Source organism: Streptomyces sp. SYSU D01066-1 (assembly GCF_054956795.1).
Genome location: NZ_JBUDHV010000040.1, coordinates 47,696 through 72,397 on the forward strand (window position 1 = coordinate 47,696; position 24,702 = coordinate 72,397).

At 70.4% G+C, this 24,702-nt stretch carries 23 protein-coding genes; 15 read left to right on the forward strand and 8 right to left on the reverse strand.

Annotation, left to right across the window (positions count from 1 at the left end):
• The first annotated feature begins 779 nt into the window (after window positions 1-779).
• From ACY1JF_RS27285 to ACY1JF_RS27310, 6 genes are all read left to right on the forward strand, one after another.
• The gene (locus ACY1JF_RS27285; RefSeq protein ID WP_462707919.1) at window positions 780-1,076 is read left to right on the forward strand and encodes a hypothetical protein; all 297 of its coding nucleotides are present in this window, start codon (window positions 780-782) and stop codon (window positions 1,074-1,076) included.
• Between the two features lie 115 nt (window positions 1,077-1,191).
• Window positions 1,192-1,479: a WXG100 family type VII secretion target gene (locus ACY1JF_RS27290; protein WP_462707920.1), complete on the forward strand. Its 288-nt coding sequence runs from the start codon at window positions 1,192-1,194 to the stop codon at window positions 1,477-1,479.
• 74 nt (window positions 1,480-1,553) lie between these two features.
• Window positions 1,554-2,768 (forward strand): putative T7SS-secreted protein, encoded by a 1,215-nt coding sequence (locus ACY1JF_RS27295; protein WP_462707921.1) that lies wholly within the window; start codon window positions 1,554-1,556, stop codon window positions 2,766-2,768.
• 4 nt (window positions 2,769-2,772) lie between these two features.
• Window positions 2,773-3,549: a hypothetical protein gene (locus ACY1JF_RS27300; protein ID WP_462707922.1), complete on the forward strand. Its 777-nt coding sequence runs from the start codon at window positions 2,773-2,775 to the stop codon at window positions 3,547-3,549.
• On the forward strand, window positions 3,546-4,046 hold the full coding sequence (locus ACY1JF_RS27305; RefSeq protein ID WP_462707923.1) for a hypothetical protein: 501 nt from the start codon (window positions 3,546-3,548) through the stop codon (window positions 4,044-4,046). The genes ACY1JF_RS27300 and ACY1JF_RS27305 overlap by 4 nt, the downstream gene beginning before the upstream one ends.
• Window positions 4,043-4,654: a hypothetical protein gene (locus tag ACY1JF_RS27310; RefSeq protein WP_462707924.1), complete on the forward strand. Its 612-nt coding sequence runs from the start codon at window positions 4,043-4,045 to the stop codon at window positions 4,652-4,654. The genes ACY1JF_RS27305 and ACY1JF_RS27310 overlap by 4 nt, the downstream gene beginning before the upstream one ends.
• A gap of 79 nt (window positions 4,655-4,733) precedes the next feature.
• Here ACY1JF_RS27310 and ACY1JF_RS27315 read toward each other — a convergent pair whose 3' ends face one another.
• Genes ACY1JF_RS27315 through eccCa form a run of 5 tightly spaced genes read right to left on the reverse strand, consistent with a single transcriptional unit; the run spans window position 4,734 to window position 11,653 of the window.
• Entirely contained in the window at window positions 4,734-5,336 is a 603-nt protein-coding gene (locus ACY1JF_RS27315) for a hypothetical protein (protein ID WP_462707925.1), read from the reverse strand.
• Between the two features lie 19 nt (window positions 5,337-5,355).
• Complete coding sequence (locus ACY1JF_RS27320) at window positions 5,356-6,072, reverse strand: hypothetical protein (protein ID WP_462707926.1); 717 nt, start codon at window positions 6,070-6,072, stop codon at window positions 5,356-5,358.
• Window positions 6,073-6,085: 13 nt separating this feature from the next.
• Complete coding sequence (locus tag ACY1JF_RS27325) at window positions 6,086-7,390, reverse strand: hypothetical protein (RefSeq protein WP_462707927.1); 1,305 nt, start codon at window positions 7,388-7,390, stop codon at window positions 6,086-6,088.
• The gene (locus ACY1JF_RS27330; RefSeq protein ID WP_462707928.1) at window positions 7,387-7,698 is read right to left on the reverse strand and encodes a hypothetical protein; all 312 of its coding nucleotides are present in this window, start codon (window positions 7,696-7,698) and stop codon (window positions 7,387-7,389) included. Before ACY1JF_RS27330 ends, ACY1JF_RS27325 begins: the two co-directional genes overlap by 4 nt.
• 16 nt (window positions 7,699-7,714) lie before the next feature.
• Window positions 7,715-11,653: a type VII secretion protein EccCa gene (eccCa, locus tag ACY1JF_RS27335; RefSeq protein WP_462707929.1), complete on the reverse strand. Its 3,939-nt coding sequence runs from the start codon at window positions 11,651-11,653 to the stop codon at window positions 7,715-7,717.
• A 261-nt stretch (window positions 11,654-11,914) separates the two neighbouring features.
• On the opposite strand from eccCa, the gene eccD reads away from it, so the two are divergent.
• A complete protein-coding gene (gene eccD, locus ACY1JF_RS27340; protein WP_462707931.1) occupies window positions 11,915-13,378 on the forward strand; it encodes a type VII secretion integral membrane protein EccD in 1,464 nt (487 codons plus the stop codon).
• 131 nt (window positions 13,379-13,509) lie between these two features.
• Here the strand turns inward: eccD and ACY1JF_RS27345 are convergent, their stop codons facing one another.
• A complete protein-coding gene (locus ACY1JF_RS27345; protein ID WP_462707932.1) occupies window positions 13,510-14,100 on the reverse strand; it encodes a hypothetical protein in 591 nt (196 codons plus the stop codon).
• Between the two features lie 227 nt (window positions 14,101-14,327).
• On the opposite strand from ACY1JF_RS27345, the gene rpsO reads away from it, so the two are divergent.
• From rpsO to ACY1JF_RS27370, 5 genes are all read left to right on the forward strand, one after another.
• Window positions 14,328-14,615 (forward strand): 30S ribosomal protein S15, encoded by a 288-nt coding sequence (rpsO, locus tag ACY1JF_RS27350; RefSeq protein ID WP_004924725.1) that lies wholly within the window; start codon window positions 14,328-14,330, stop codon window positions 14,613-14,615.
• A 320-nt stretch (window positions 14,616-14,935) separates the two neighbouring features.
• Window positions 14,936-17,158 carry a polyribonucleotide nucleotidyltransferase gene (locus ACY1JF_RS27355; protein ID WP_462707942.1) on the forward strand — a complete coding sequence of 741 codons (2,223 nt, stop codon included), beginning with the start codon at window positions 14,936-14,938 and terminating at the stop codon, window positions 17,156-17,158.
• The gene (locus tag ACY1JF_RS27360; protein ID WP_462707933.1) at window positions 17,155-18,534 is read left to right on the forward strand and encodes a M16 family metallopeptidase; all 1,380 of its coding nucleotides are present in this window, start codon (window positions 17,155-17,157) and stop codon (window positions 18,532-18,534) included. The genes ACY1JF_RS27355 and ACY1JF_RS27360 overlap by 4 nt, the downstream gene beginning before the upstream one ends.
• 28 nt (window positions 18,535-18,562) lie before the next feature.
• Complete coding sequence (dapB, locus tag ACY1JF_RS27365) at window positions 18,563-19,315, forward strand: 4-hydroxy-tetrahydrodipicolinate reductase (protein ID WP_462707934.1); 753 nt, start codon at window positions 18,563-18,565, stop codon at window positions 19,313-19,315.
• Window positions 19,316-19,352: 37 nt separating this feature from the next.
• Window positions 19,353-19,805, forward strand: coding sequence for a DUF485 domain-containing protein (locus ACY1JF_RS27370; RefSeq protein WP_462707935.1), 453 nt, complete (start codon window positions 19,353-19,355; stop codon window positions 19,803-19,805).
• A 93-nt stretch (window positions 19,806-19,898) separates the two neighbouring features.
• Here ACY1JF_RS27370 and ACY1JF_RS27375 read toward each other — a convergent pair whose 3' ends face one another.
• Together ACY1JF_RS27375 and ACY1JF_RS27380 are read right to left on the reverse strand one after the other, a co-directional pair.
• Window positions 19,899-20,453: a hypothetical protein gene (locus tag ACY1JF_RS27375; protein ID WP_462707936.1), complete on the reverse strand. Its 555-nt coding sequence runs from the start codon at window positions 20,451-20,453 to the stop codon at window positions 19,899-19,901.
• Window positions 20,454-20,555: 102 nt separating this feature from the next.
• On the reverse strand, window positions 20,556-20,798 hold the full coding sequence (locus ACY1JF_RS27380) for a hypothetical protein (protein ID WP_462707937.1): 243 nt from the start codon (window positions 20,796-20,798) through the stop codon (window positions 20,556-20,558).
• Between the two features lie 170 nt (window positions 20,799-20,968).
• Between ACY1JF_RS27380 and thyX the strand changes: the two genes are divergently transcribed.
• From thyX to ACY1JF_RS27395, 3 genes are all read left to right on the forward strand, one after another.
• Window positions 20,969-21,712 (forward strand): FAD-dependent thymidylate synthase, encoded by a 744-nt coding sequence (thyX, locus tag ACY1JF_RS27385; protein ID WP_462707938.1) that lies wholly within the window; start codon window positions 20,969-20,971, stop codon window positions 21,710-21,712.
• A gap of 201 nt (window positions 21,713-21,913) precedes the next feature.
• Window positions 21,914-22,813: a 4-hydroxy-tetrahydrodipicolinate synthase gene (dapA, locus tag ACY1JF_RS27390; RefSeq protein WP_462707939.1), complete on the forward strand. Its 900-nt coding sequence runs from the start codon at window positions 21,914-21,916 to the stop codon at window positions 22,811-22,813.
• A gap of 136 nt (window positions 22,814-22,949) precedes the next feature.
• A complete protein-coding gene (locus ACY1JF_RS27395; protein ID WP_462707940.1) occupies window positions 22,950-24,635 on the forward strand; it encodes a ribonuclease J in 1,686 nt (561 codons plus the stop codon).
• Window positions 24,636-24,702 lie beyond the last annotated feature (67 nt).

Consider the following 24,702-nt stretch of genomic DNA (forward strand, 5'->3'; position numbering starts at 1 on the left):
GCGGGCCGGCCGAGGGGGACCTGGGGCCCCCGCTCCCCAACCGCTCCGGTTCCTGCACCGTACGCCTCCCGATAGACGTACCGGTAAGACCCTGCCGACGTCTCCAGCCCGCTGACGTCCCGTGGACCGGGCCGGCCAGGAAAGGAGCGTGGGGGTCCTGTGGGCGTTCAGTCGTCGCACCTACCCCTGTGCCCCCGCACCGCGATGCACCTCATCGGCATCTGAGATTCTGGCGCCCGTCATCATCAACATCAGGGACGGTGGGGCGGCCATGAACCACGGCAGTCAGGGGCGGTCTTCGCAGGGACAGCAGACGGGGCACGGGCAATCGTGGCCGTCACAGCGGCACCGGCCCCAGGATCCCGGACAGCACGGGCACATCCCGGCTCCGTCGGCGGCGGCACAGCCCACGGCGGAACTGTCGATCGAGATCCACAACTGGAGACTGCGCAGGTTCGACCGGATCAAGGCGGGGGAGCAGACCATGACCATCCGGCGGGCCGGTCCGGAGGCGAAGGGGGAGCCCCTCGCGTACGTCCATGTCCCCCAGGACGCGCCGAAGGGCGGGCGCCGGGCGAGGCCGCCGTTCACCCTGAGGGGCACGAGTGGTGAGCCACTGTGCTCGGTCCGGTCCGCAGGCAGCGGTGTGTACGACGTACACGCGGCCGACGGCTCGGCAGTCGGCCGGATCACACGACGCGGCGGACGGGCTGCTGTGGCCGCGCCGCGTGTGCTGGACCGTGCAGCCCGCTTCCGGTGGGCAGCCACTGTCCGGCGAAGTGGGAACCGTCAAAGGGTGGACCTTCATGGTGCTGGTCTCGCCCCTCTACTTCGTCTGCTGGGCGATCATGGCCGCCTACGGATCGCTCTCGCTGCTCATCGGTGACAAGGCGGACGCCAAGAAGCAAGCGGCCTGGGAACTGGGGCCCCCGTGCCGGACACGGTGGCGCGCGGCAGGCGAACCGGAGGCCGCGATGGAGTACCGGTTCGACCACGTCTACCGGTTCGTGTCGCCTCGGCTGGACGAGCGCCTGGCATACGCGCAGGCTGTGCTGCACGTCTGGGAGCGCGTCTGAACGTCTGCGCTTGCGGTGACTTGGTGATGGATTCTCCGCGCGCGTGAGCCGGAAGTTGTCGCTCCTATAGCCTGAACGGCGGTGACTCGATCACTCTCACGGGGAGGCGCACAAGATGTCGGACTTCAAGATAGACGTCGACCGCATGCAGAGCCTGATCAACAGGTTGGACCAGGTCGACGACCGCATGCGCGGTGCGCAGCAGCGGTTGAACAAGGTGGGCCCGAAGGGACTGGGCACGGACGGTCTGGACAACGCCTGCGACGGCTTCCAGGACGCATGGGGTGACGGCATCAAGCGCATCGCCGACGGGGCCAAGCAACTGCACGAGGGCCTGAAGAAGACGGTCGAGTCCTACCGGACGACCGACCAGGACCTGCAGAAGGGCTTCAGCCAGAAGTAACGAGCAGACCCGACCCGAATACATCCGACCGACACCAGCCACCACTCACACACAACGGGGAGAAGACGATGGGGATGTTCGACGATCCAGACTGGCCCGGACTGACGTTCAACCCGGCCAAAGGCGACCTGCACACCATCGAGTCGCTGGCTTATGACGTCAAGACGGTCGGCGACGAACTCGACGAACTGCGCGAGATGCTGGTGACCATCGGCAAGACCGACGGTGCGTGGGAGGGCGAGGCCGCCCAGAAGTTCCAGGACAAGGTCGGCGAGCTGCCCAAGTACCTGAAGCAGGGCCACGAGTCGATGAACGCCTGCTCCCAGGCGCTCAAGAGCTGGCACAGCGAGCTGGAGACCATGCAGCGACAGGCCAAGTCGCTGGAGGCCGAGGCGGTCGAGGTCCGCAAGCAGCTGGAGCAGAAGAACAACGCGGTCGACCAGGTCAACAACAAGATCTTGCAGTCGAGGTTCCGCCAGCTCACCCAGCAGGAGGCCGACGCGCTCACGGAAGAGGCCGAATCCGCGTCGAAGGCGGCCCAGGACGCCGCCTCCCACCTGGAGCGGGTCATCGAGAACGGCGAGGCGCTCCGCAGGTACTGGGAGGAACAGGCCGGAAAGGCGGAGAAGGCCATCCGGGAGGCCGCGGAGAACCGCCCGCCGGACATCAGCATCTGGGACAAGGTCACGGACGGCCTGAAAGGGGCCTGGGACGGCTTCACGGACTTCCTGGCCGACAACGCGGACCTCTTCTCCAAGATCGGTTCAGTCCTCTCCATCCTGTCCTTGGCGACCATGGCCATCCCACCGGTGGGAGCGATCCTCGGCGGGCTGGCGATCGGCGCCAGCGCCCTCGCCCTGGCCGGTTACGGGGTGAAGACGGCCCGGGGCGAAAAGGTCGGAGCGATGGACTGGGTCGGTGCCGGCCTCGGCGTGCTGCCGGGCATCGGAGCGGTCAGGGGAATGACGGCGGCCGGAAAGGCGGCCAAGGCGGCGGCGACCGGCAACCGGCTCAAGGGGGTCTTCGCCAACGCCGACCAGTTGCCGACGTCGCTCAACATCGCCAGAGGCATGGGCGACGGTGTCATGTACAAGGGCCTGGTGCTGGCCGGCAAGGGACTGAAGCTCAGTGACGAGACGCTGGACGTCGGCAGCTGGACCATGCGCGGCACGTCGATGGGGGTCAAGGGCGCGGCCCTGGCGTACGGCCTGGTGTCGGACGCGGTGAGCACCAAGCCGGCCCCCGCACCGTCCAGCAACGCGTTCATGTCGGCGGCGGGAGCGGTGTAGACCCATGGACACGATGACTCCCGGCGACGCGTCCGTCGGTCCCGTGGCCGCCACCGCTCCGCGCCTGACGTTCCGCGTGCCGCCCGCCTTCTTCGAACTCCCCGTCCACGAGACCGAGGAGCAGGTCGGCCAGGCATTGATCGAGCTGGCCCAGGACGTCTACCCGCAGGGCACTCCCGAGCTCTGGTTCCAGTACGCGGCGACCCAACTGCCCGTGGTCGCGCAGATGATGGAGGCCGGAGTCAGTTACGCCGGTTTCTGTCTGCTCGACCTCGACGGGCGGCGCAGCACGGCGACGGTGACGGCCACTCTGCTGGAGTCCGTGCCGGACGGCCAGAAGATGACCGCCTCCAGCGTCGCCGCGGAACTCGCGGGCCTCGGGGAGCGGAGTCAGGTCGAGACGGTCTGGCTCACGGCGGGTGAGGCGGCGGTCCGGTTCACCGCGGACGTCACCACGCTGCCGGCGGAACTCACCGACTCCGGCCGCCCGGAGGAGGTGGAGGTCGGGAAGATCGCCGTCTTCCTGCCGCTGCGCAGGGAGTCGGAGATGGCCCTGTTCGAACTGAGTACCCCGTGCATGCAGGACTGGGACCTGTACTCCGGTCTCTTCTTCAATCTCGTGAACACCGTCGAACTGAACGAGGGCGAGGAGCCGGCTCAGGAGCCGCTCCCGCGGCAGCCGGAGCATCTGCCGCAGACCGGGCCGGCGGCCCCGGCGGACCCGGCGGGCGGCGCCGAGGCTCTGCTGCGGACGAGGTCCGTGCGGGACGTGTTCGGATGAGCGGCGACGACGGCACCGTCCCCGCGGAGGCACTGGGCCTGTTGCCGGTGCGCGCCGCGCGGTTGTCGGCGGTGCCGGGCGCGGCCGAGGCGGCGCGGACGATCGGTGCCGGCCGTGGCATCGACTATCTGGCCGACGCGGAGGTCGCGGTGATGCTCCACCGCCACCGGCAGGCGCTGAGCGGGATGACCTCGCGCGGCCTCTGGGGCGGCCTGCTGCTGGGACCCGCGGCGGCCGCGGCCTGGTTCCTGATCGACACCACCGACTGGGAGACGTCCGACACCGCGGTCGACCTGATCCTGTTCACCCCGGTGGTACTCCTGCTCTCGCTCAGCGTGCACCTGCTGGCCCGGTCGCTCCGGTACCGCCGCGTCTGGCGGCGGGACGGGACCCGCGACCAGGTCAACGGGTACCTTCAGGTCCTGTCGGCAGCGGGAGTTCCACACCACGGACTGCCCGCGTGGCTGAAGCCGGTCACCGGAAAGAGATGGCGATGACGACTGCGTTCGGCGTGCACCCGCAGGCTCCCCGGGAGGACGCTGCTCTCCACATCCAGAGTGTCATCAAGGTGAGAGGCGGGAATCCCCTCTACGTCGCGCGCGGGTCGTCAAACGGCGGAACACCGGAAGACCTGGCCGGCCACTTCACCCTGTACGAGGACCCGGACGGCCACAGGCCCCTGTGTACCGTGGCCCCCCGGACCGGGGGAGCGGGCCGCGACGGTGACCTGGCCGTGACGGCACCGGACGGGGCCCTGCTCGCCGTGCTCCGCCCGCCCGTCCGAGGCGGCGGACGGCCCCGGTACGAGACCGAACTGCCGGACGGCACCCGACTGGTCGGCCGGCGCGGGACCACCGGCGCGTGGGCCTTGTACGTCGTACTCTCCCCGCTGGTACTCGTGTACGGCGTGGTGAGCCTCGTCGGCGGGTACGGCATCGACTGGCACCTGCCCTCGCGCACCGCCTGGCGGGCGAGCGGCGGTCCCGGACTGGGGAGGGTGCCCTTGAAGTTCTACGGCATCACCGACACGTACAAGATCCGCTCACCGCGCCTGGACGCGCGGGTGGCCTACGCGCAGGCGGTACTGCACTTCTGGACCGGCTGAGCGAACCCTGCCGCGCCGCGTGCCCCTGGCGCCGCCGGGACCGGGCCCTCGCTTCCTGCTCCCGGCGCAGCTCAGCCCCTCACCCCACCCGAGCCCCCGCTGCCCTGGCCCGCTCCCGCGCCTCCGCGCTCACGCCGCGCTTGCGCGCCGCCATCCGGTCGTCCGTCGCCTCGCGCTGGGCCACGCCGTACAGCCGTCGCGGCCCCGGTACGGCCACGACGCCCAGGAAGCGCGGATCACCCGCGAACCACACCTCGTCGACGGCCCCGGACCTGACCTTCCTGACCCAGAAGGTGTGACCGCTGCCCAGGAAATCGCCGTAACCGAGCGACACGGTCCTGTCCGGACGCTCAGGGTCGGCGAAGGCGAACCGGGTGGTGCCGTTCTTCGCGGTCGAGGCGGCTCCGGGAACCGACTGCCACGGATATACCCGCAGAACGCGGCGCAGGGACAGGATGCCCAGGGCCCGCAGGGTGTTCAACATGGCGACGTAGATCAGTACGAACAGGACAGGGAAGAGAACCCAGAGAGTCCATACCGGTGTCATGACCACCGCATACAGCCAGACCGCGAAGGAGCCGAGGGACAGCAGGAAGGCGGACAGCCGGAACGCGGCCGTGCGGCGCCAGGCCCAGCGGGTGGCGGCGTCCTCGTACGCCGTCTTCGTCAAAGGGACGTCCATTGGTTTCACCCCATCGAGGTCAGCCGAAGACCGCGCGTACGGACGCCTCGACCTCGGACTCGGGAATCTGGTCTTTGAACTCCTCCGGGAGAGGGTTGTCGAAGCTCACCATCTCCGCCATACCGCGGTGGATGTCACGGTAGTGCTCGCGGGCGGCCACTGCCGTGGTCGTCAGGGAGAGGACCGCAAGGTTCCGCCCGTCCGGAAAGGGAAGGTACGCGGTCGCCTCGTAGAGGGCACGCTGCTGGGCGTCGGCCTCCGCCGGCAGTTCCACCAGCGCCTCGGTGAAGGCACCGGGCCCGCAGGGCAGGTCCACCACGGCGACGGGCAGCGCGCGCTCGCGCGCCGTCGCGGCCTGGACGGCCGCCAGCTTCGGCGGAGTCCAGGGGATCTCGCGACGGGCGAGGGTGACGACCGACTCCAGCATGGTGCCGTCGTCCGCTTCGTGCGCGCCGATGGCGAGGTGCACGATGCCTTCCCGCCGCATCTCCGCAGTCAGTCCCCTGGCCTGGGAGAGCTGGTCCAGGAACCCCGTCCGCTGGTCCTCCGGCACCAGTTCGAGGAGAGAGCCGATCGCCTCGGCCAGCCGTACGCCTTCGGGAGACTCCGGTTCGGCGAACAGGTCGCGGAAGGGCAGCTCCACGTAGCCGGGCGGGAGCGCGAACCACAGATCGCAGCCGCGTTCCAGGGCCGACCCGTCGATGGCGTACTCGTACTCGTACGCGTCGTCGGTCATGAGTGCGTCTCCTTCAGTGCGCCGCGCCGAACAGGATCTTCATGGTCTTCAGCGCGGTGGCACCATGGCCGGCCCCGTCGAACGTGCCGGCCCGGACACCGTCCGCGCCGGTCGAGGCGCTCTCCGCGACGGGGTTCTTGATGTCTTCCCAGAGGTTCTTGGCCACGCCGTACATGCCGGTGAGCGCACCGGCCCCGGAGACCGACACGTCGATGGCCCTCGCCGTGGTGGACGGGTCGGCGGCGCCCTTCACCAGCCAGGTGGTCAGCGGATTGTCGGCGGCGTGGATCCGCTGCGCGGCCAGCCACGTCTTGCCGCCCGCGCTGCTGAGCCGCTGCCCGAGGGTGAGGGCCTCCGCGCCGGCGCTCGCCGACCGCACGGCGCCGTTGACGCCGCGCGCCACGGCACCGACGCCCGGGACCACGCCGAGGGAGTCACCGACCACCCCGACCGCGTTGCTCCAGAAGTCCGCGTCGAACTCCCCCTTGGCGAACCCGTCCTTGAGCGAAGCCCGCACCACCGGATCCGACAACCGGCTGATCAGCGTTGCCGCACTGGCCGCCGCCGCCACCAACAGCAGGATCGGTCCGACCGGCACGGCGAAGAACAAGGCCGCCAGGCCCGCGATGGCCGCCACCGCGCCCAGCACGTCGGTGAGATTGTCCCCGACCCACTCCATGGACGACTCGAACCAGTTCGGCTCCTCCGGTGCCAGCTTGTCCGTGGAGTCCCGCAGGATCCGGGCCTTCCCCCGGGCGTCCGAGGCGTGCTCCTCCTCCAGCTCCCTCGCCCGCTTGATGACGTCGTCGTACTCGCTCCTCGCGTCGGTCACCGCCTGGCGTGCCTTGGTCAGCTCCTCGGTCGCCTTGTCCAGCCGCGCCTGCGCGCTCTTCAGCTCCGCGTCGTCGGTGAAGGACCGGCCCGCCAGCTCCAGGTCGGGGTTGGCGGAAGCCGACTTCTCGCGGGCCTCGGCCGCGCCGACCTTCCCCCGCGCGTCCTTCGCCTGGCCGTCCAGCGTCCGCGCCCGGTCCTGGTAGCCGTCGAGCGCCCGCTGCCAGTCGGCCAGCGCGGTGGCGGCCCGGGTGATGGAGGTGTGCGCGTTCTTCAGGTTCGTCGGCAGGGCCCCCTCGAGCTGCTCACGGAAGGCGACCGCGGCGTCGCCCTCCCAGGAGCTGCCCGACCGCAGGTTCTCGATCATCTGGTGCGCGTCGGCGATGGTCTGTGCCGACTTCCTGAGCTTCTCCGTCAGGCCCGAGACGACCGAGATCCGGCCCGGTGCCGGGTCGAAGCCCAGGTTCGAGTACGGGGCGGCGCTCACTTGCCGCCTCCCTGCGCCGCGGCCTTGCGGAAGCCTTCTTCCAGCGCCCGGTCGACCTCTTCGTAGTTGGCCTTGCTCTGGTTCACACTCTGCGCGAACTTCCCCGTCAACTGCGCGATCTGCTCGGAGCCGTACGCCCAGTGCTCGTGGAACTCCGCGCAGGCGGCGTCCAGTTCCTTGGTGCCGATGCCCTCCGCGGACACGTCCCGCATCCACTCGCGTACGTTGTCCAGCTCGGCCTTGGCGTCCTCCAGGGTCTTCCTGAAGCGGCCCAGCTCGGCGGTGTCGGTCTTGAAGTAGTCGGTCACGCCCGCCCCCCTTTCGTCAGCTCTCCGGCAGGTAGCCGGTCTGGACGAGCGTTCCGCTGGACCGCCGCGAGATGAACTGCCCGCGGCCCTGCGGCATCGGCGCCGCCTTGACGTTGTTGAAGACCGGACCCTCGGACGGGTCGCCGGACAGCACGATGCCCTGGGCGCCCAGTTCCTTGATCCGGGTGAGGACCGGTTCGAAGGACGACCGGGAGGCGCCCGAGGTGGTGCGGGCCAGCACGATGCGCAGACCCAGGTCGCGGGCGAACGGCAGGTACTCCATGAGCACCGACATCGGGTTGCCCATCGACGTGGCGACCAGGTCGTAGTCGTCGATGAAGATGAACGCGTCCGGCTCGCTGTACCAGCTGCGGTTGCGCAACTGCTCCGGGGTCACGTCCGGACCGGGCATACGACGGCTCATCGAGCCGGCCAGCGACTCCATGACCTCCTGGAGCTGCGGGCCGGAGGCGCAGTACTTGTACACGTGGCTCTCGGGCACCTGGCCGAGCAGCGCGCGCCGGAAGTCCGACACCACGAACAGCGCCTTGTCGGGCGCGTACCGCTCCGAGACCTGCTTGGCCATGAACCGCAGCAGCGAGGACTTGCCGGACTCGCTCTCGCCGTAGATGACGAACAGCGGGTCGGTCTCGAAGTCCACGAAGACCGGGGAGAGGGTGAGTTCGTCGACGCCGATGGCGATGCCGCGGCCGGCGAAGTCGCCGCCCGAGGGCAGCTCGGAGGCGGGCAGCATGGTCGGCAGCATCCGGACCCTGGGGGCCGTCGGGCCCTGCCAGGCGTTGTTGACGCCGCTGACCAGGTTCGCCATGCCGTCGGCCAGGTCCTCCACCGCCGTCGATCCGTCGATGCGGGGCGTGGCGGCGAGGAAGTCCAGCTTGTCGGGGGAGAGGCCGCGGCCGGGCTTGCCCACCGGCACGTTCTCGGCGCGCTTGCGGTCGAACTCCGACTCCATCGCGTCACCGAGCCGCAGTTCGAGCCGGCTGAGGATCTGGTCGCGCAGCGCCGGCCGCATCTCGGTGTACCGGGTCGCCGTGATGATCAGGTGGATGCCGAAACCGAGACCCCGGGTCGCGATGTCCGCGATGACCGGGTCGAGCATCTCGTAGTCGGTCTTGAACGTCCCCCAGCCGTCGATGATCAGGAAGACGTCGCCCCACTGCTGGTCGGGGTAGTGACCCTGGGCCCGGCGGTTGCGGAACGTCGCCATGGAGTCGATGCCCTTGGAGCGGAAGAACTCCTCACGGGCGTTGAGGATGCCGTGCACCTCGGCCACCGTACGGCGGATCTTCTCCTGGTCGAGGCGGGAGGCCGCCCCGCCGACGTGCGCCAGGCCGTCCAGCGCGAGCATGCCGCCACCGCCGAAGTCGAGGGCGTAGAACTGCACCTCGGCGGGCGTGTGGGTGAGCGCGAACGCCGCGATCATGGTGCGTACGAGTGTCGATTTTCCGGACTGCGGGCCGCCCACGATCAGCGCGTGACCGGCGGAGCCGGACAGGTCCGCGTACATCACGTCGCGCCGCTGCTCGAAGGGCTTGTCGACCAGGCCGACCGGGATGGTGAGCTTGCTCTGCGCGTGGTAGCCCTCGGCGTGCAGACCGCGCTCCGCGCTGATGTTCAGGACCGGCAGCACCTGGTCGAGGCTGAACGGCTCGTCCAGCGGCGGCAGCCACACCTGGTGGGCGGGCGGGCCCTGACCGTCCAGACGGCCGACGATGACGTCCAGCACCGTGTCGGCGAGCGCGTCGTCGACCCGGTCCGGGCGGGCCTCCGGCTCCGGATCGGTGAGGATGCGCACCGGCACCGGCGCGGCGGTGAACAGCACCGGCGAGCGGTCGATCCGCCCGCCGCCCTCGGCCACCGGCCCGTTGGGCCGGTAGGTGCCCGACACGTACGCGGCCTTGAACTGCACCATCGTGTCCGTGCCGTACTTCAGGATGCCCGCGCCGGGGACGTTCGGCAGGTGGTAGGCGTCCGGCACACCGATCGCCGTACGGGACTCCGCCGCGGAGAAGGTCCGCAGACCGATGCGGTAGGAGAGGAAGGTGTCGAGACCGCGCAGCTTGCCCTCTTCCAGGCGCTGCGAGGCCAGCAGCATGTGCACACCCAGGGAACGGCCGATGCGGCCGATCTGGATGAACATCTCGATGAAGTCCGGCTTGGCGGCCAGCAGCTCGCTGAACTCGTCGATGATCAGGACCAGCGACGGCAGCGGGTCGAGCGCGGCACCGGCCGCGCGGGCCTTCTCGTAGTCGGTGATGTTGGCGTAGTTGCCGGACTGCCGCAGCAGTTCCTGGCGCCGGGTCAGCTCACCGGTGATGGAATCGCGCATGCGGTCCACCAGCGTCAGCTCGTCGGCCAGGTTGGTGATCACCGCGGAGACGTGCGGCATGTTGCTCATGCCGGTGAAGGTCGCACCGCCCTTGAAGTCCGCGAGGACGAAGTTGAGCGTCTCCGAGGAGTGCGTCACCGCCAGACCCAGCACCAGGGTGCGCAGCAGCTCCGACTTGCCGGAACCGGTGGCGCCGACACACAGGCCGTGCGGGCCCATGCCCTCCTGCGAGGCCTCCTTGATGTCCAGCATGACCGGCTCGCCGTTCTCGCCGAGACCGATCGGGACGCGCAGCCGCTCGTGCAGCGTGCGCGGCCGCCAGGTGCGCGAGACGTCCACGCTCGCCGCGTCGCCGATCTGCATCAGGTCGGTGAAGTCCAGGTTCGCCAGCAGCGGTTCGTCCGCGTCCGCGGCGCCCAGCCGCAGCGGCGCCAGCTGGCGGGCCAGTGACTCCGCCTGGGTCTGCGACAGCACGTCGGGCGTGCCGGTGAACACGCCCGTGCCCGCCTCCAGTTCGAGGGCGTCGGGCACCACCCGGATCGACAGCGAGCCGCGCGGCTCGTCCAGCTCGCCGGGGACGACTTCGAGGATGGTGACCCCCTGGAGGCCCTCCGCCGAGGCGAGCACCGAGTCCGCCGGCACCCCGCCGCCGTCCAGCACGACGATCAGGTGCGGCTGGTCCAGCACCGGCTGGCCCTCCCGGCTCCACCGCGGCCGGCCCTCCAGCTGCGGGGCGAGCATCTCCTCCAGCTCACCGAGGTCGGAGCAGAGCAGCCGGCGCGTACCCGCGCCGTCGGACTCCTTGTGCTGCATGTGCGGCAGCCACTTGGTCCACTCCCACTCCACCGCCGCCCCCGGCGCCGCCACCACGGCGATCACCACGTCCTCGGGTGACTGCAGCGACGCCAGTTGACCGAGCATCGCCCGGGTCTGGCCGTAGACCGTCTCCGTGTCCCCCGAGATCGTCACGTGGTAGAAGGAGCGCAGTCCGACCGCCAGCGGCAGCTCGTTGAGGGTGCCGTGCCCGGCGATGAACTGCTGCATCGCGTGCGCGGTCAGCGGCTCCAGCTCGTCCACCGGCGCGGTCTCCGGCGCCACCAGCGGCGTCGCCAGCTGCTGCGGCCCCAGGCCGATCCGCACCTGCGCGAAGTCCGGGTCCGTGGAACGCCGCTCCCACAGCCGCGACCCCTCGGCGACCAGCGCCCACAACTGCTCCGGCGCCGGGTGCAGATAGTGCTGGGCGTCGCGCTGCCTGAGCGCGGTACGCCGCACCTCCCGCCGCTTCTGCGCCAGGTACTTGAGGTAGTCGCGCCGGCTCTCCGCCATCTGACCGGACGACCCCTTGCGGGCCCGCACGATCTGGGCGATGACCATGGCGACCGTGGACGCCAGCATCAGCATGCCCATGATCTTCATGAAGCCCTGGGCGCCCGGCATGAAGAAGAACGCCGCCGAGGATCCCATGCCCAGCATGGGCAGCAGGTTCATGAGGAGGCTGTCGTCCTCGGTCCTGGGAAGTTCCGGTGGAGATTCGAGCCTGACCTCCTCACTCGGCACCTCCGGCGGGAACACCCGCGGCGGGCGCTTGACGATGACGATGCTCACCGATGCACCAGTCCTTCACGCAGTCGCAATCTCGAACCGCCCCCGTTGTGACGGCCCCCGTAAGTACGTCAACTCGCCCGTCTCCACCGGGCCCATGAGTCGGGCGTTGATCCTACTGTTCTGCGGCGTTCCTGGGCCGGTAGGGGATGAGGAGGGAGCGGGTGGGGACGGTAGGGTGACGCACCGAATGAGGCGCGGCCAGGCAGTCACCCGGGCAAACCGCGCCGGATCACCGAACACTGGACGAGGGGGAACCGTCAGGTGAGCACGGTTTCAGCAACCGGATTCTGCAGAGTCACGGTCGCGGCGCCGAACAGCCGGATCGACGTGGCACTCCCGGAGGACGTGCCGCTGTCGGACGTGTACCCGGAGGTGCTGCGGCTGTCGGGCCAGACACCCGAGGAGGCCGCGCCCACCGGGTACAACCTGGTACGCAGGGACGGTTCCGTCCTCGACGACGGCCGTTCGCTCGCCGAGCAGCAGATAAGGGACGGCGAACTGCTGCTCCTGCGGCCGTTCGCGGACTCGCTGCCGCCCGCCGTCTACGACGACGTCGTGGACGCCGTGGCCGCCGCCGTCGAGACCGACCGCCGCAGCTGGAACGACGGCATGATGCGCACCGTCGGCCTCGCCGCCGGCGCGCTGCTGCTGACCATGATGGCGCTGGTCCTGTGGTTCTCCGAGCCGCTCGCCCACGACATGCACGGCCTGCCCGGCGTCATCGCCGGCGTCACCGGCGTCGTCCTGGTCGCCCTGGCGGCCGTACGGGCCCGCGTCTACGACGACCACCACGCGGCCGCCGCCCTCGGCCTGGCCTCGCTGCCCCACCTGATGGTGGGCGGCTCCGGCATCCTGGGCGTCCCCGCGGGCGAGGGCCCCGGACGGCTCCAGCTCCTCATCGGCTTCTCCGTCGTCCTCGTCGCCGGGGTGCTGCTCGTCCTGATGCTGCCGCAGAACGACGCGCCGTTCGTCGCCGCCGCGTTCGCCGCGGGCGTCGGTGTCCTCGCCACCTTCGCCACGATCGTCAGCGAGTCCGAGCCGCGGGAGGCCGCGGCCGTCACCGCCGTCGTCATGGCCGCCGCCATCGGCTTCCTGCCCGGCTGGTCCGCCCGTTTCGCCAAGCTCCCCATCGGCTTCCGCTCGCCCGACCAGATCGCCAAGCGCGGGCGTGCCGAGGACCAGCACGAGCAGGAGCCGGTCGACTACGAGATCATCCTCGACCAGGCACGCCGCGGCCACGAGCTGCTGCTCGGCCTGGTCGGCGGCTGCGCGGCGGCCGGCGTCGCCTCCGCCGGTGTGGTGCTGGGCTTCTCCTCCAACGGCTGGGCCCAGTTGCTCTCCCTGGCCGTCGGCCTCGCCATGCTGATGCGGGCCCGTCTCTTCCTGTACACGTCCCAGGTCGTGACCCTGATGATGTCGGGCATCGTCACGGTCTGCCTGCTGGCGCTCGGCCTGGCCCTGAACCCGCCCGCCGACATCATCAAGGAACTCCTCTACAACCAGAACAGCGCCCCGCTCGACATGCGCACCATCTGGCTCTCCGCCTCCGTCGCCCTGGGCGCCGTGCTCCTGGTGGCCATCGGCCTGATCGTGCCGCGCAAGGGTGTGACCCCGTTCTGGGGGCGCATGCTCGACCTCAGCGAGGGCGCGGTCCTGCTCTCCCTCGTCCCGCTCTGCCTGGCCGTCCTCGACCTGTACGCGGCGGCCCGGGGCATGACCAGCTGAACCTGCCGGGCCCGGACAGCGAACGGTGGCCGTCACCCGTGAGGGGGGCGGCCACCGTCGTCGTAGGCAGACGCTGTCCTCGTCCGCGCACGCCGGCCCTCGTCGTACGCACACGACGTCCCGCGTCTCCTTCAGAGCCTCCGGGGTTTTCCGCCACCGGTCAGCCCCACCCGTTCGGCCAGCGCGTCGGCGGCGGGCGAGGCGCCCTTGCGGGCGCGGGCGGCCTTGGCCGCGTTGGGCCGTGTCACCCGTATCACCCGCTGTCCGCCGGGCGGCGACACCACACCGCCGAAGCGCAGGTCACCCGCGAACCACATGCTCCCCAGGGCGCTCCCGCGCCCCCCGCTCGGATCGACGCGCAGCGGGCTGGGCCGCAGCGGCACCTCGTACCCCCGCTCCGGCATGAGCACCACGAGGACGTCAGACCCCTGGCGCCGGAACGCGCACGGATGTTCCTGCCACGGATAGGCCCGCAGGACGCGACCCGCACGACGCGCCGAGACGAGGAGCGTCACGGTGACCGGGACCACGATCAGCGCGGCGACCGTGAACATGACGGCGAACGGGACGACCGACCGGTGACCGGTCACCGCCCCGAACCCCACGGTCCCGGCCCACACGAGCAGCTCACCCGCCAGCCACGCCCATCGCACCCGTGCCGTTCGCCGCCACGCCGCAGCCGTCCCCGGGTGGTGCATCGCCGTCTCCACGTTCTCCGTCACGGTCGCGCATGCTATCGACGAGCCCAGGCGTACTCCCCCGGCCCCGGACCAGGGCCCGGCCGCCACCCTGGTAAGCTGATCTCCGGACGTCTGTGTACGCGCCCCCAAACCACCCGAGGTGCCTGGAGGCCGCGCCCAGCGCACCCCGCCTTCCGAGTTCACGGAAGTTCCCCCGAGAAGCAGACCGGGGGCGCTCGAAGGCTCATGAAGACCTTGAAGGAGCACGCGTGTCTCTCGACGCCGCAGTGAAGAAGCAGATCATCTCCGAGTTCGGCACCAAGGAGGGCGACACCGGCTCCCCCGAGGTCCAGGTCGCCCTGCTGTCCCGCCGGATCTCCGACCTGACCGAGCACCTCAAGACCCACAAGCACGACCACCACTCCCGTCGTGGTCTGCTGATCCTGGTCGGCCAGCGCCGCCGGCTGCTGCAGTACCTCGCCAAGAAGGACATCCAGCGCTTCCGCGCGCTGGTCGACCGCCTCGGCATCCGCCGCGGTGCGGCGGGCGCCAAGTAAGACGCCGTGAAGGGAGCGGTTCCCACCGATCGGGAGCCGCTCCCTTTGCTGTACGTGCGCGGTGTCACCGCCACTTTGTAGTGTGGTAGGGAACGCGACCGCACACACCGACGACACCGGACACAGCAAGACACGAAGAGACGAGGAGAAGCGTCACCGCGCCGCCGCCGGTCCTCGGTAGTGGCCCTCGGGGAAAAGACGCCGGGGGCTTCGATCGAAGACCGGCCCGCACTGGACGCTTCTCCAGCACCGTCCCCCCGCCACACGGGCGAGGCGGGACGGAAGACGACATGCAACTGAACGCAATGGAGAAGACCATAGTGGAGAACGAGACCCACTACGCCGAGGCCGTCATCGACAACGGCTCCTTCGGCACCCGCACCATCCGCTTCGAGACCGGCCGCCTCGCCAAGCAGGCCGCCGGTTCCGCCGTGGCCTACCTGGACGACGACACCATGGTGCTGTCGGCCACCACCGCCTCGAAGAACCCCAAGGACCAGCTCGACTTCTTCCCCCTCACGGTGGACGTCGAGGAGCGGATGTACGCCGCCGGCAAGATCCCCGGCAGCTTCTTCCGGCGCGAGGGCCGTCCCTCCGAGGACGCCATCCTCACCTGCCGCCTGATCGACCGCCCGCTGCGCCCGTCCTTCAAGAAGGGCCTGCGCAACGAGATCCAGGTCGTCTGCACGGTCATGGCGCTCAACCCCGACCACCTGTACGACGTCGTCGCGATCAACGCGGCGTCCGCCTCCACCCAGCTGGCCGGCCTGCCCTTCTCCGGCCCGATCGGCGGCGTCCGCGTCGCGCTGATCCGCGGCCAGTGGGTGGCGTTCCCGACCCACACCGAGCTCGAGGACGCCGTCTTCGACATGGTCGTCGCGGGCCGCACCCTGGAGGACGGCGACGTCGCGATCATGATGGTCGAGGCCGAGGCCACCGAGAAGACCATCAAGCTGGTCGAGGGCGGCGCCGAGGCGCCCACCGAGGAGGTCGTCGCCGCCGGTCTGGAGGCCGCGAAGCCCTTCATCAAGGTGCTCTGCCGCGCCCAGGCCGACCTCGCCGCCAAGGCCGCCAAGCCCACCGGTGAGTTCCCGATCTTCCTCGACTACCAGGACGACGTCCTGGAGGCGCTGACCGGCGCCGTCAAGCCCGAGCTGGCCCAGGCGCTCACCATCGCCGGCAAGCAGGAGCGCGAGGCCGAGCTGGACCGCGTCAAGGCCCTCGCCGCCGAGAAGCTCCTGCCGGAGTTCGAGGGCCGCGAGAAGGAGATCTCCGCCGCGTACCGCGCGCTGACCAAGTCCCTGGTCCGCGAGCGCGTCATCAAGGAGAAGAAGCGCATCGACGGCCGCGGCGTCACGGACATCCGTACGCTCGCCGCCGAGGTCGAGGCCATCCCGCGCGTGCACGGCTCGGCGCTGTTCGAGCGTGGCGAGACCCAGATCCTGGGCGTCACCACCCTGAACATGCTCCGCATGGAGCAGCAGCTGGACACCCTCTCCCCGGTGACCCGCAAGCGCTACATGCACAACTACAACTTCCCGCCGTACTCCACCGGCGAGACCGGCCGCGTCGGCTCCCCCAAGCGCCGCGAGATCGGCCACGGCGCCCTCGCCGAGCGCGCCCTCGTACCGGTCCTGCCGACCCGCGAGGAGTTCCCCTACGCGATCCGCCAGGTGTCCGAGGCCCTCGGCTCCAACGGCTCGACGTCCATGGGCTCGGTCTGCGCCTCCACCATGTCGCTGCTGAACGCCGGTGTGCCGCTGAAGGCCCCCGTCGCCGGTATCGCCATGGGCCTGATCTCCCAGGAGATCGAGGGCGAGACCCACTACGTCACCCTCACCGACATCCTCGGTGCCGAGGACGCCTTCGGCGACATGGACTTCAAGGTCGCCGGCACCAAGGAGTTCGTCACCGCCCTCCAGCTCGACACCAAGCTGGACGGCATCCCCGCCTCCGTCCTGGCCGCCGCCCTCAAGCAGGCCCGTGACGCCCGCCTCCACATCCTCGACGTGATGATGGAAGCGATCGACACGCCGGACGAGATGTCCCCCAACGCCCCGCGGATCATCACCGTCAAGATCCCGGTGGACAAGATCGGTGAGGTCATCGGCCCCAAGGGCAAGATGATCAACCAGATCCAGGAGGACACCGGCGCCGAGATCACCATCGAGGACGACGGCACCATCTACATCGGTGCCGCCGACGGCCCCGCCGCCGAGGCCGCCCGTACGACCATCAACGGCATCGCCAACCCGACGATGCCCGAGGTCGGCGAGCGCTACCTGGGCACGGTCGTGAAGACGACGACGTTCGGCGCCTTCGTCTCCCTCCTCCCCGGCAAGGACGGTCTGCTGCACATCTCGCAGATCCGCAAGCTCGCCGGCGGCAAGCGCGTGGAGAACGTCGAGGACGTCCTCGGCGTGGGCCAGAAGGTCCAGGTCGAGATCGCCGAGATCGACTCCCGCGGCAAGCTCTCCCTGATCCCCGTGATCGAGGGCGAGGACTCCTCGGACGACGAGCAGAAGGACGACACCGACCAGTGACGTCCCACAGCTCCAAGGCGACGGCCCGCACCTCCCCAGAGGCGCGGGCCGTCGCCCGTACCCAAACCCTGATCAAGGGCGAGAACGGCGTCGGCACCGTCCGCCGCACCACCCTCCCCGGCGGCCTGCGCGTCGTCACCGAGACCCTGCCCTCGGTCCGCTCCGCGACCTTCGGCATCTGGGCGCACGTCGGTTCCCGCGACGAGACCCCGTCCCTGAACGGCGCCACGCACTACCTGGAACACCTGCTCTTCAAGGGCACCGCCCGGCGCAGCGCCCTGGACATATCCGCCGCCCTCGACGCGGTCGGCGGCGAGATGAACGCGTTCACGGCGAAGGAGTACACGTGCTACTACGCGCGCGTGCTCGACGCCGATCTGCCGCTCGCCATCGACGTCGTCTGCGACATGCTGACCGGCTCGCTGATCACGGAGGAGGACGTCGACGTCGAGCGCGGCGCCATCCTCGAGGAGATCGCGATGACCGAGGACGACCCGGGCGACTGCGTGCACGACCTGTTCGCGCACACCATGTTCGGCGACACCGCCCTGGGCCGCCCGGTCCTGGGCACCGTCGACACGGTCAACGCCCTCACCGCCGACCGCGTCCGCCGCTTCTACAAGCGGCACTACGACCCCACCCACCTGGTGGTCGCCTGCGCCGGCAACGTCGACCACAACAAGGTCGTACGCCAGGTCCGCGCCGCCTTCGAGAAGGCCGGCGCCCTCAAGGACCCGGCCGCCCGGCCGATCGCCCCGCGCGACGGCCGCCGCGCCATCCGCACCGCGGGCCGCGTCGAACTGCTCGGCCGCAGGACCGAGCAGGCCCACGTCGTCCTCGGCATGCCGGGGCTGGCCCGCACCGACGAGCGCCGCTGGGCGCTGGGCGTGCTGAACACCGCCCTCGGCGGCGGCATGTCCTCCCGCCTCTTCCAGGAGGTCCGCGAGAAGCGCGGCCTGGCCTACAGCGTGTACTCCTACACCTCGGGCTTCGCCGACTGCGGCCTCTTCGGCGTCTACGCGGGCTGCCGGCCCTCCCAGGTGCACGACGTGCTCAAGATCTGCCGCGACGAACTCGACCAGGTCGCCGAGCACGGCCTGCCCGACGAGGAGATCGACCGCGCCATCGGCCAGCTCCGCGGCTCCACGGTCCTCGGCCTGGAGGACACCGGAGCGCTGATGAACCGTATCGGCAAGAGCGAACTGTGCTGGGGCGAGCAGCTGTCGGTCGACGACATGCTGGCCCGGATAGCCTCGGTCACCCCGGACGACGTCCGCGAGGTCGCCCGCGACATCCTGGGACGGCGGCCCTCGCTGTCGGTCATCGGCCCGCTGAAGGACAAGCAGGCCGCCCGGCTGCACGACGCCGTCGCCTGACCCACCCGTCGGTAAGGAAGCAACAGACATGAGCAAGCTGCGCGTGGCCGTCCTCGGTGCCAAGGGCCGGATCGGCTCCGAGGCGGTACGGGCGGTCGAGGCCGCCGAGGACATGGAGCTGGTGGCCGCCCTCGGCCGGGGCGACTCCCTGGAGACGCTGACCGAGACCGGCGCCCAGGTAGCCGTCGAGCTGACCACCCCCGCCTCGGTCATGGACAACCTCGATCACTGCCTGCGCCACGGCATCCACGCCGTCGTCGGCACCACGGGCTGGACCGACGACCGCCTCGCACGGCTCAGGGCCTGGCTCGACGCGTCGCCGGGGACGGGCGTCCTCATCGCGCCCAACTTCTCCATCGGCGCCGTCCTCACCATGAGGTTCGCGCAGCTCGCCGCCCCGTACTTCGAGTCCGTCGAGGTCGTCGAGCTGCACCACCCGAACAAGGTCGACGCCCCCAGCGGCACGGCCACCCGCACCGCCCAGCTCATCGCCGAGGCGCGGCAGAAGGCAGGCACCGCTCCGGCGCCCGACGCCACTGCCACCGCCCTGGACGGTGCCCGCGGCGCGGACGTCGACGGCGTCCCGGTGCACGCGGTCCGGCTGCGCGGGCTCCTCGCCCACCAGGAGGTCCTGCTGGGCGCCGAGGGCGAGACCCTCACCGTCCGGCACGACTCGCTGCACCACAGCAGCTTCATGCCCGGCATCCTGCTCGGCGCCCGCCGCGTGGTCACCACTCCCGGCCTCACCTTCGGCCTGGAACACTTCCTGGACCTGAACTGAGACCGGAACCGATCCCAGAACCGAGCCCCTGACCCTCATGCGCGCGAAGATCTCCTACGTCCTCACCGCCGCCGTCCTGGTCTTCTACTTCGCCCTGGCCGGCAGCCGCGGCGTGCTCCTGATCGAGACCGGCACCCCGATCACCGTGGCGTTCGGCGTCGCGGTGCTGGTGCTGCCGGTGATCGGGGTGTGGTTCCTGTGGAAGAACACCCAGTTCGTCCGCAAGGCCAACCAGCTCGCCGCCGAACTGGACGCCGAGGGCGCGCTGCCCGTCGACGAGCTGAAGCGCACCCCGAGCGGCCGGATCGACCGCGACTCGGCCGACGAGGTCTTCGCCCGCCGCAAGGCCGAGACCGAGGCGGCCCCCGAGGACTGGCGCAGCTGGTTCCGCCTCGCCGTCGCCTACCACGACGCCCGGGACACCCAGCGCGCCCGCAAGGCGATGCAGCGCGCGATCAGCCTGCACGACACGGGGGGCAGAACCGCCTGACCCGAGGCCGGGGGACACCCCGACACACCGGTGGCCCGGTCCCCGCACCCACGGGGACCGGGCCACCGGCGCACCGGCGTCCGCGTCGGCCGCTCAGCCGGTCCGGTACTCCGCGCCCCACGCCTCCACGGCGTCGGCGGCCCGGTCGAACCCCTCCGGCCGGGCCAGGAAGTCCGCGTTGTGCGTGGTCAGCAGCGGCGGCAGGGAGCCTGCGTCCCGCCCCCGGCAGGACATGACCAGCGCCTGTCCCTGCACCGTCCGGGGCAGCCCGAGCCAGCGCACCGGCTGCTGCACCGTCCGCACCTCGACGACCCGCTCCCACGGCACCGTACGGCTGGCCAGGAAGCCCACCCGGCGCACGCCCCGCGCGCTCACCCACGTGCCCATGCGCAGCAGCCGCAGCGCGCAGACGATGACGGCCAGGGCGACGCCGAGGACCACGCAGGCCGAGGCCACGGTCCCCGTCGCGGCGATGGCCACCGTCGCGAACAGGACGAACGACGCCAGCAGCAGCATCAGCGCGGACGCGCCGACGCGCCAGGGGCCGGGGCGGTAGGGCCGCCGCCACCGGTCCCGGTCGTCGTACGGCAGCGCGACGTCGTCGGCCGTGTCGAAGGCGCGGTCGGCCGTCAGGAAGGTCAGGGGCACGGCTGGTCCTCACTCGCTCCATGCGTGGGCTGTGCCCGGTGAGGTTATCGACCTGTGTCCCCGGTCACCACCCTCAGGGGCCCGGACGGGGCCGGCGACGGCTCAGTGTTTGCCGGACGACGCCTGCGACTGCTGCGTCTGCTGCGAGGAGTGGTCGAGGGAGAGCGCGGGCATCCCGATCACCAGGGAACCCACGAGCCCCGCGACTATGGTCAGCCCGAGCAGCCAGCGCCCGGCCAGCTGGCCGAACGACATGCGCTCACGGGGCGGGGGAGTGACATTGCTGCGGAACCTGTCGGCCTCGGCGACGAAGGCGAACGGGACGGGTTCACGCCGGCGCGTCATGAGGACGTCTCCTTCCAGGAATCGAGGAACACCTGTCCGTACAGACGAACGGGCACCACCGAAGGTGCCCTGTTTCACCGACTTCATCGCGGCACGGCCCGAACGCCCCGTTTGGCGCGCGCCGTAGAGTGGCGTCCGCAAGCTGACGAGACCGGAAGGCCCTCCACACCGTGACCCCCGACACGCCCGAAGACGACTTCAAGACCGACCTGCGCAGCGATGTCACCGTCGAGCTGGTGAAGCACACCGCCTCCGACGCCGACGTGCTCTTCGCCGCCCGGGTCTCGACGGTCGGCGAGCAGTCCCTGGCCGAGCTGGACAAGGACCCGGAGCGCTCGAAGGGCCTGATCAACTACCTCATGCGGGACCGGCACGGCAGCCCGTTCGAGCACAACTCGATGACCTTCTTCATCAGCGCCCCCATCTTCGTCTTCCGCGAGTTCATGCGCCACCGCGTCGGCTGGTCCTACAACGAGGAGTCCGGCCGCTACCGCGAGCTCCAGCCGGTCTTCTACGTCCCCGACGCCTCCCGCAAGCTGGTCCAGGAGGGCCGCCCGGGCAAGTACCGCTTCGTCGAGGGCACCGAGGCCCAGCAGGAGCTGGTCGGCCGCGCGATGGCCGACTCCTACCGGCAGGCGTACGAGACCTACCGCGAGATGCTCGCCGCCGGCGTCGCCCGCGAGGTCGCCCGCGCGGTGCTCCCGGTCGGCCTGTACTCCTCGATGTACGCCACCTGCAACGCCCGCTCGCTGATGCACTTCCTCGGCCTGCGCACCCAGCACGAGCTGGCCAGGGTCCCCTCCTTCCCGCAGCGGGAGATCGAGATGGTCGGCGAGAAGATGGAGGCGGAGTGGCAGCGCCTGATGCCCCTCACCCACGCCGCTTTCAACGCCAACGGGCGCGTGGCCCCGTAACACCGGGACCACGGGCACGCACGTGCGATCAGTCAAGCGAAGTGTCCGTATTGCGGCATTTCATGAAGTTCATCTAGCCTGATCGAACGGACCCGGCACTGCCTGAACCCCCGAGCGGGCAGTGCCGGGTTCCGCCTCCGCCCCCGCTGCCGCCTCCCCCGAGGGAAGACCCCGTCCCGAGCAACGAGTAGCGTGTAACCCATGGCTCCGACCTCCACTCCGCAGACCCCCTTCGGGCGGGTCCTCACCGCCATGGTCACGCCCTTCACGGCGGACGGCGCACTCGACCTCGACGGCGCGCAGCGGCTCGCCGCCCACCTGGTGGACGCAGGCAACGACGGCCTGATCGTCAACGGCACCACGGGCGAGTCCCCCACCACCAGCGATGCGGAGAAGGCGGAGCTCGTACGGGCCGTCGTGGAGGCGGTCGGCGACCGCGCCCACGTCGTCGCCGGCGTCGGCACCAACGACACCCACCACAGCGTCGAGCTGACCCGCGCCGCCCAGAAGGCCGGCGCCACGGGCCTGCTCGTCGTCACCCCGTACTACAACAAGCCTCCGCAAGAGGGGCTCTACCGGCACTTCAAGGCCGTCGCCGACGCCGCCGAGCTGCCGGTCATGCTCTACGACATCCCCGGCCGCAGCGGCGTCCCGATCAACACGGAGACCATCGTCCGGCTCGCGGAGCACCCGAGGATCGTCGCCAACAAGGACGCCAAGGGCGACCTCGGCCGCGCCAGCTGGACCATCGCCCACTCCGGTCTCGCCTGGTACTCCGGCGACGACATGCTGAACCTGCCCCTGCTCGCGGTCGGCGCGGTCGGCTTCGTCTCGGTCGTCGGCCACGTCGTCACCCCGGAACTGCGCTCCATGGTCGACGCCTATGTCGCGGGCGACGTGCAGAAGGCACTGGAGATCCACCAGAAGCTGCTCCCCGTCTTCACCGGCATGTTCCGCACCCAGGGCGTCATGACGTCCAAGGCCGCGCTCGCCCTCCAGGGCCTGCCCGCCGGTCCGCTGCGCGCGCCCATGATCGAGCTGACGCCCGAGGAGACCGAGCAGCTCAAGATCGATCTTGCTGCCGGCGGGGTACAGCTGTGACAACAGACTTCGCAAGGCCCCACAACTGAACAAGCGGGCCACCGGTGCCCGCGTCTCATCATGTCCATCGCATCGCACGAACGTCACGCGCGCCACGTGCCCACCGGTACGTGGCGCGCGTGGTGAGGAGAGTCTTTTGAGTCATCCGCACCCTGAACTGGGCTCGCCCCCGCCGCTCCCCGAAGGCGGCCTGCGGGTCACCCCGCTCGGCGGCCTCGGCGAGATCGGCCGCAACATGACGGTCTTCGAGTACGGCGGCCGTCTGCTGATCGTCGACTGCGGAGTGCTCTTCCCCGAGGAGGAGCAGCCCGGAATCGACTTGATCCTGCCGGACTTCTCGTCGATCCGGGACCGCCTCGACGACATCGAGGGCATCGTCCTCACCCACGGGCACGAGGACCACATCGGCGGCGTCCCCTACCTCCTGCGCGAGAAGCCGGACATCCCGCTGATCGGCTCCAAGCTGACGCTGGCCCTCATCGAGGCCAAGCTCCAGGAGCACCGCATCCGCCCCTACACCCTGCAGGTGGCGGAGGGGCACCGGGAGCGCATCGGCCCCTTCGACTGCGAGTTCGTCGCCGTCAACCACTCCATCCCGGACGCCCTGGCCGTCGCCATCCGCACCCCCGCGGGCATGGCGGTGCACACCGGTGACTTCAAGATGGACCAGCTCCCGCTGGACGGCCGGCTCACCGACCTCCACGCGTTCGCCCGCCTCAGCGAGGAGGGCATCGACCTCCTCCTCGCCGACTCCACGAACGCCGAGGTCCCGGGCTTCGTCCCGCCCGAGCGCGACATCTCGAACGTCCTGCGGCAGGTCTTCGCGGGCGCCCGCAAGCGCATCATCGTGGCCAGCTTCGCCAGCCACGTCCACCGCATCCAGCAGATCCTGGACGCGGCCTACGAGTACGGCCGCCGGGTCGCCTTCGTCGGCCGCTCGATGGTCCGCAACATGGGCATCGCGAGAGACCTGGGCTATCTGAAGGTCCCGCCGGGCCTGGTGGTGGACGTCAGGACCCTCGACGACCTCCCCGACCACGAGGTGGTCCTGGTCTGCACGGGTTCCCAGGGCGAACCGATGGCCGCCCTCTCCCGCATGGCCAACCGCGACCACCAGATCCGCATCGTCCAGGGCGACACGGTCATCCTGGCCTCGTCCCTCATCCCCGGGAACGAGAACGCGGTCTACCGCGTGATCAACGGTCTGACCCGCTGGGGCGCCAACGTCGTCCACAAGGGCAACGCCAAGGTCCACGTCTCGGGCCACGCCTCGGCCGGCGAACTGCTGTACTTCTACAACATCTGCCGACCGAAGAACCTGATGCCGGTCCACGGCGAATGGCGCCACCTGCGCGCCAACGCCGAACTGGGCGCCCTGACCGGCGTCCCCCACGACCGCATCGTCATCGCCGAGGACGGCGTCGCCGTCGACCTGGTCGGGGGCAAGGCGAAGATCTCGGGCAAGGTCCAGGCGGGATACGTCTACGTCGACGGACTCTCCGTCGGCGACGTGGGCGAGCCGGCCCTGAAGGACCGCAAGATCCTCGGTGACGAGGGCATCATCTCGGTCTTCGTGGTGATGGACTCGTCCACCGGCAAGATCACCGGCGGCCCGCACGTCCAGGCCCGCGGCTCCGGCATCGAGGACTCGGCCTTCGCCGCGGTCCTGCCCAAGGTCGTCGAGGCCCTGGAGCGCTCGGCCCAGGACGGTGTCGTCGAACCCCACCAGCTCCAGCAGCTGATCCGCCGCACCCTGGGCAAGTGGGTCTCGGACACCTACCGGCGCCGCCCGATGATCCTCCCCGTGGTGGTGGAGGTCTGACGGACCGCCGGACGTCCGTCCGTGCCAACCCGGAGCGGGGCGCCTCGATTTGCATCGAGGCGCCCCG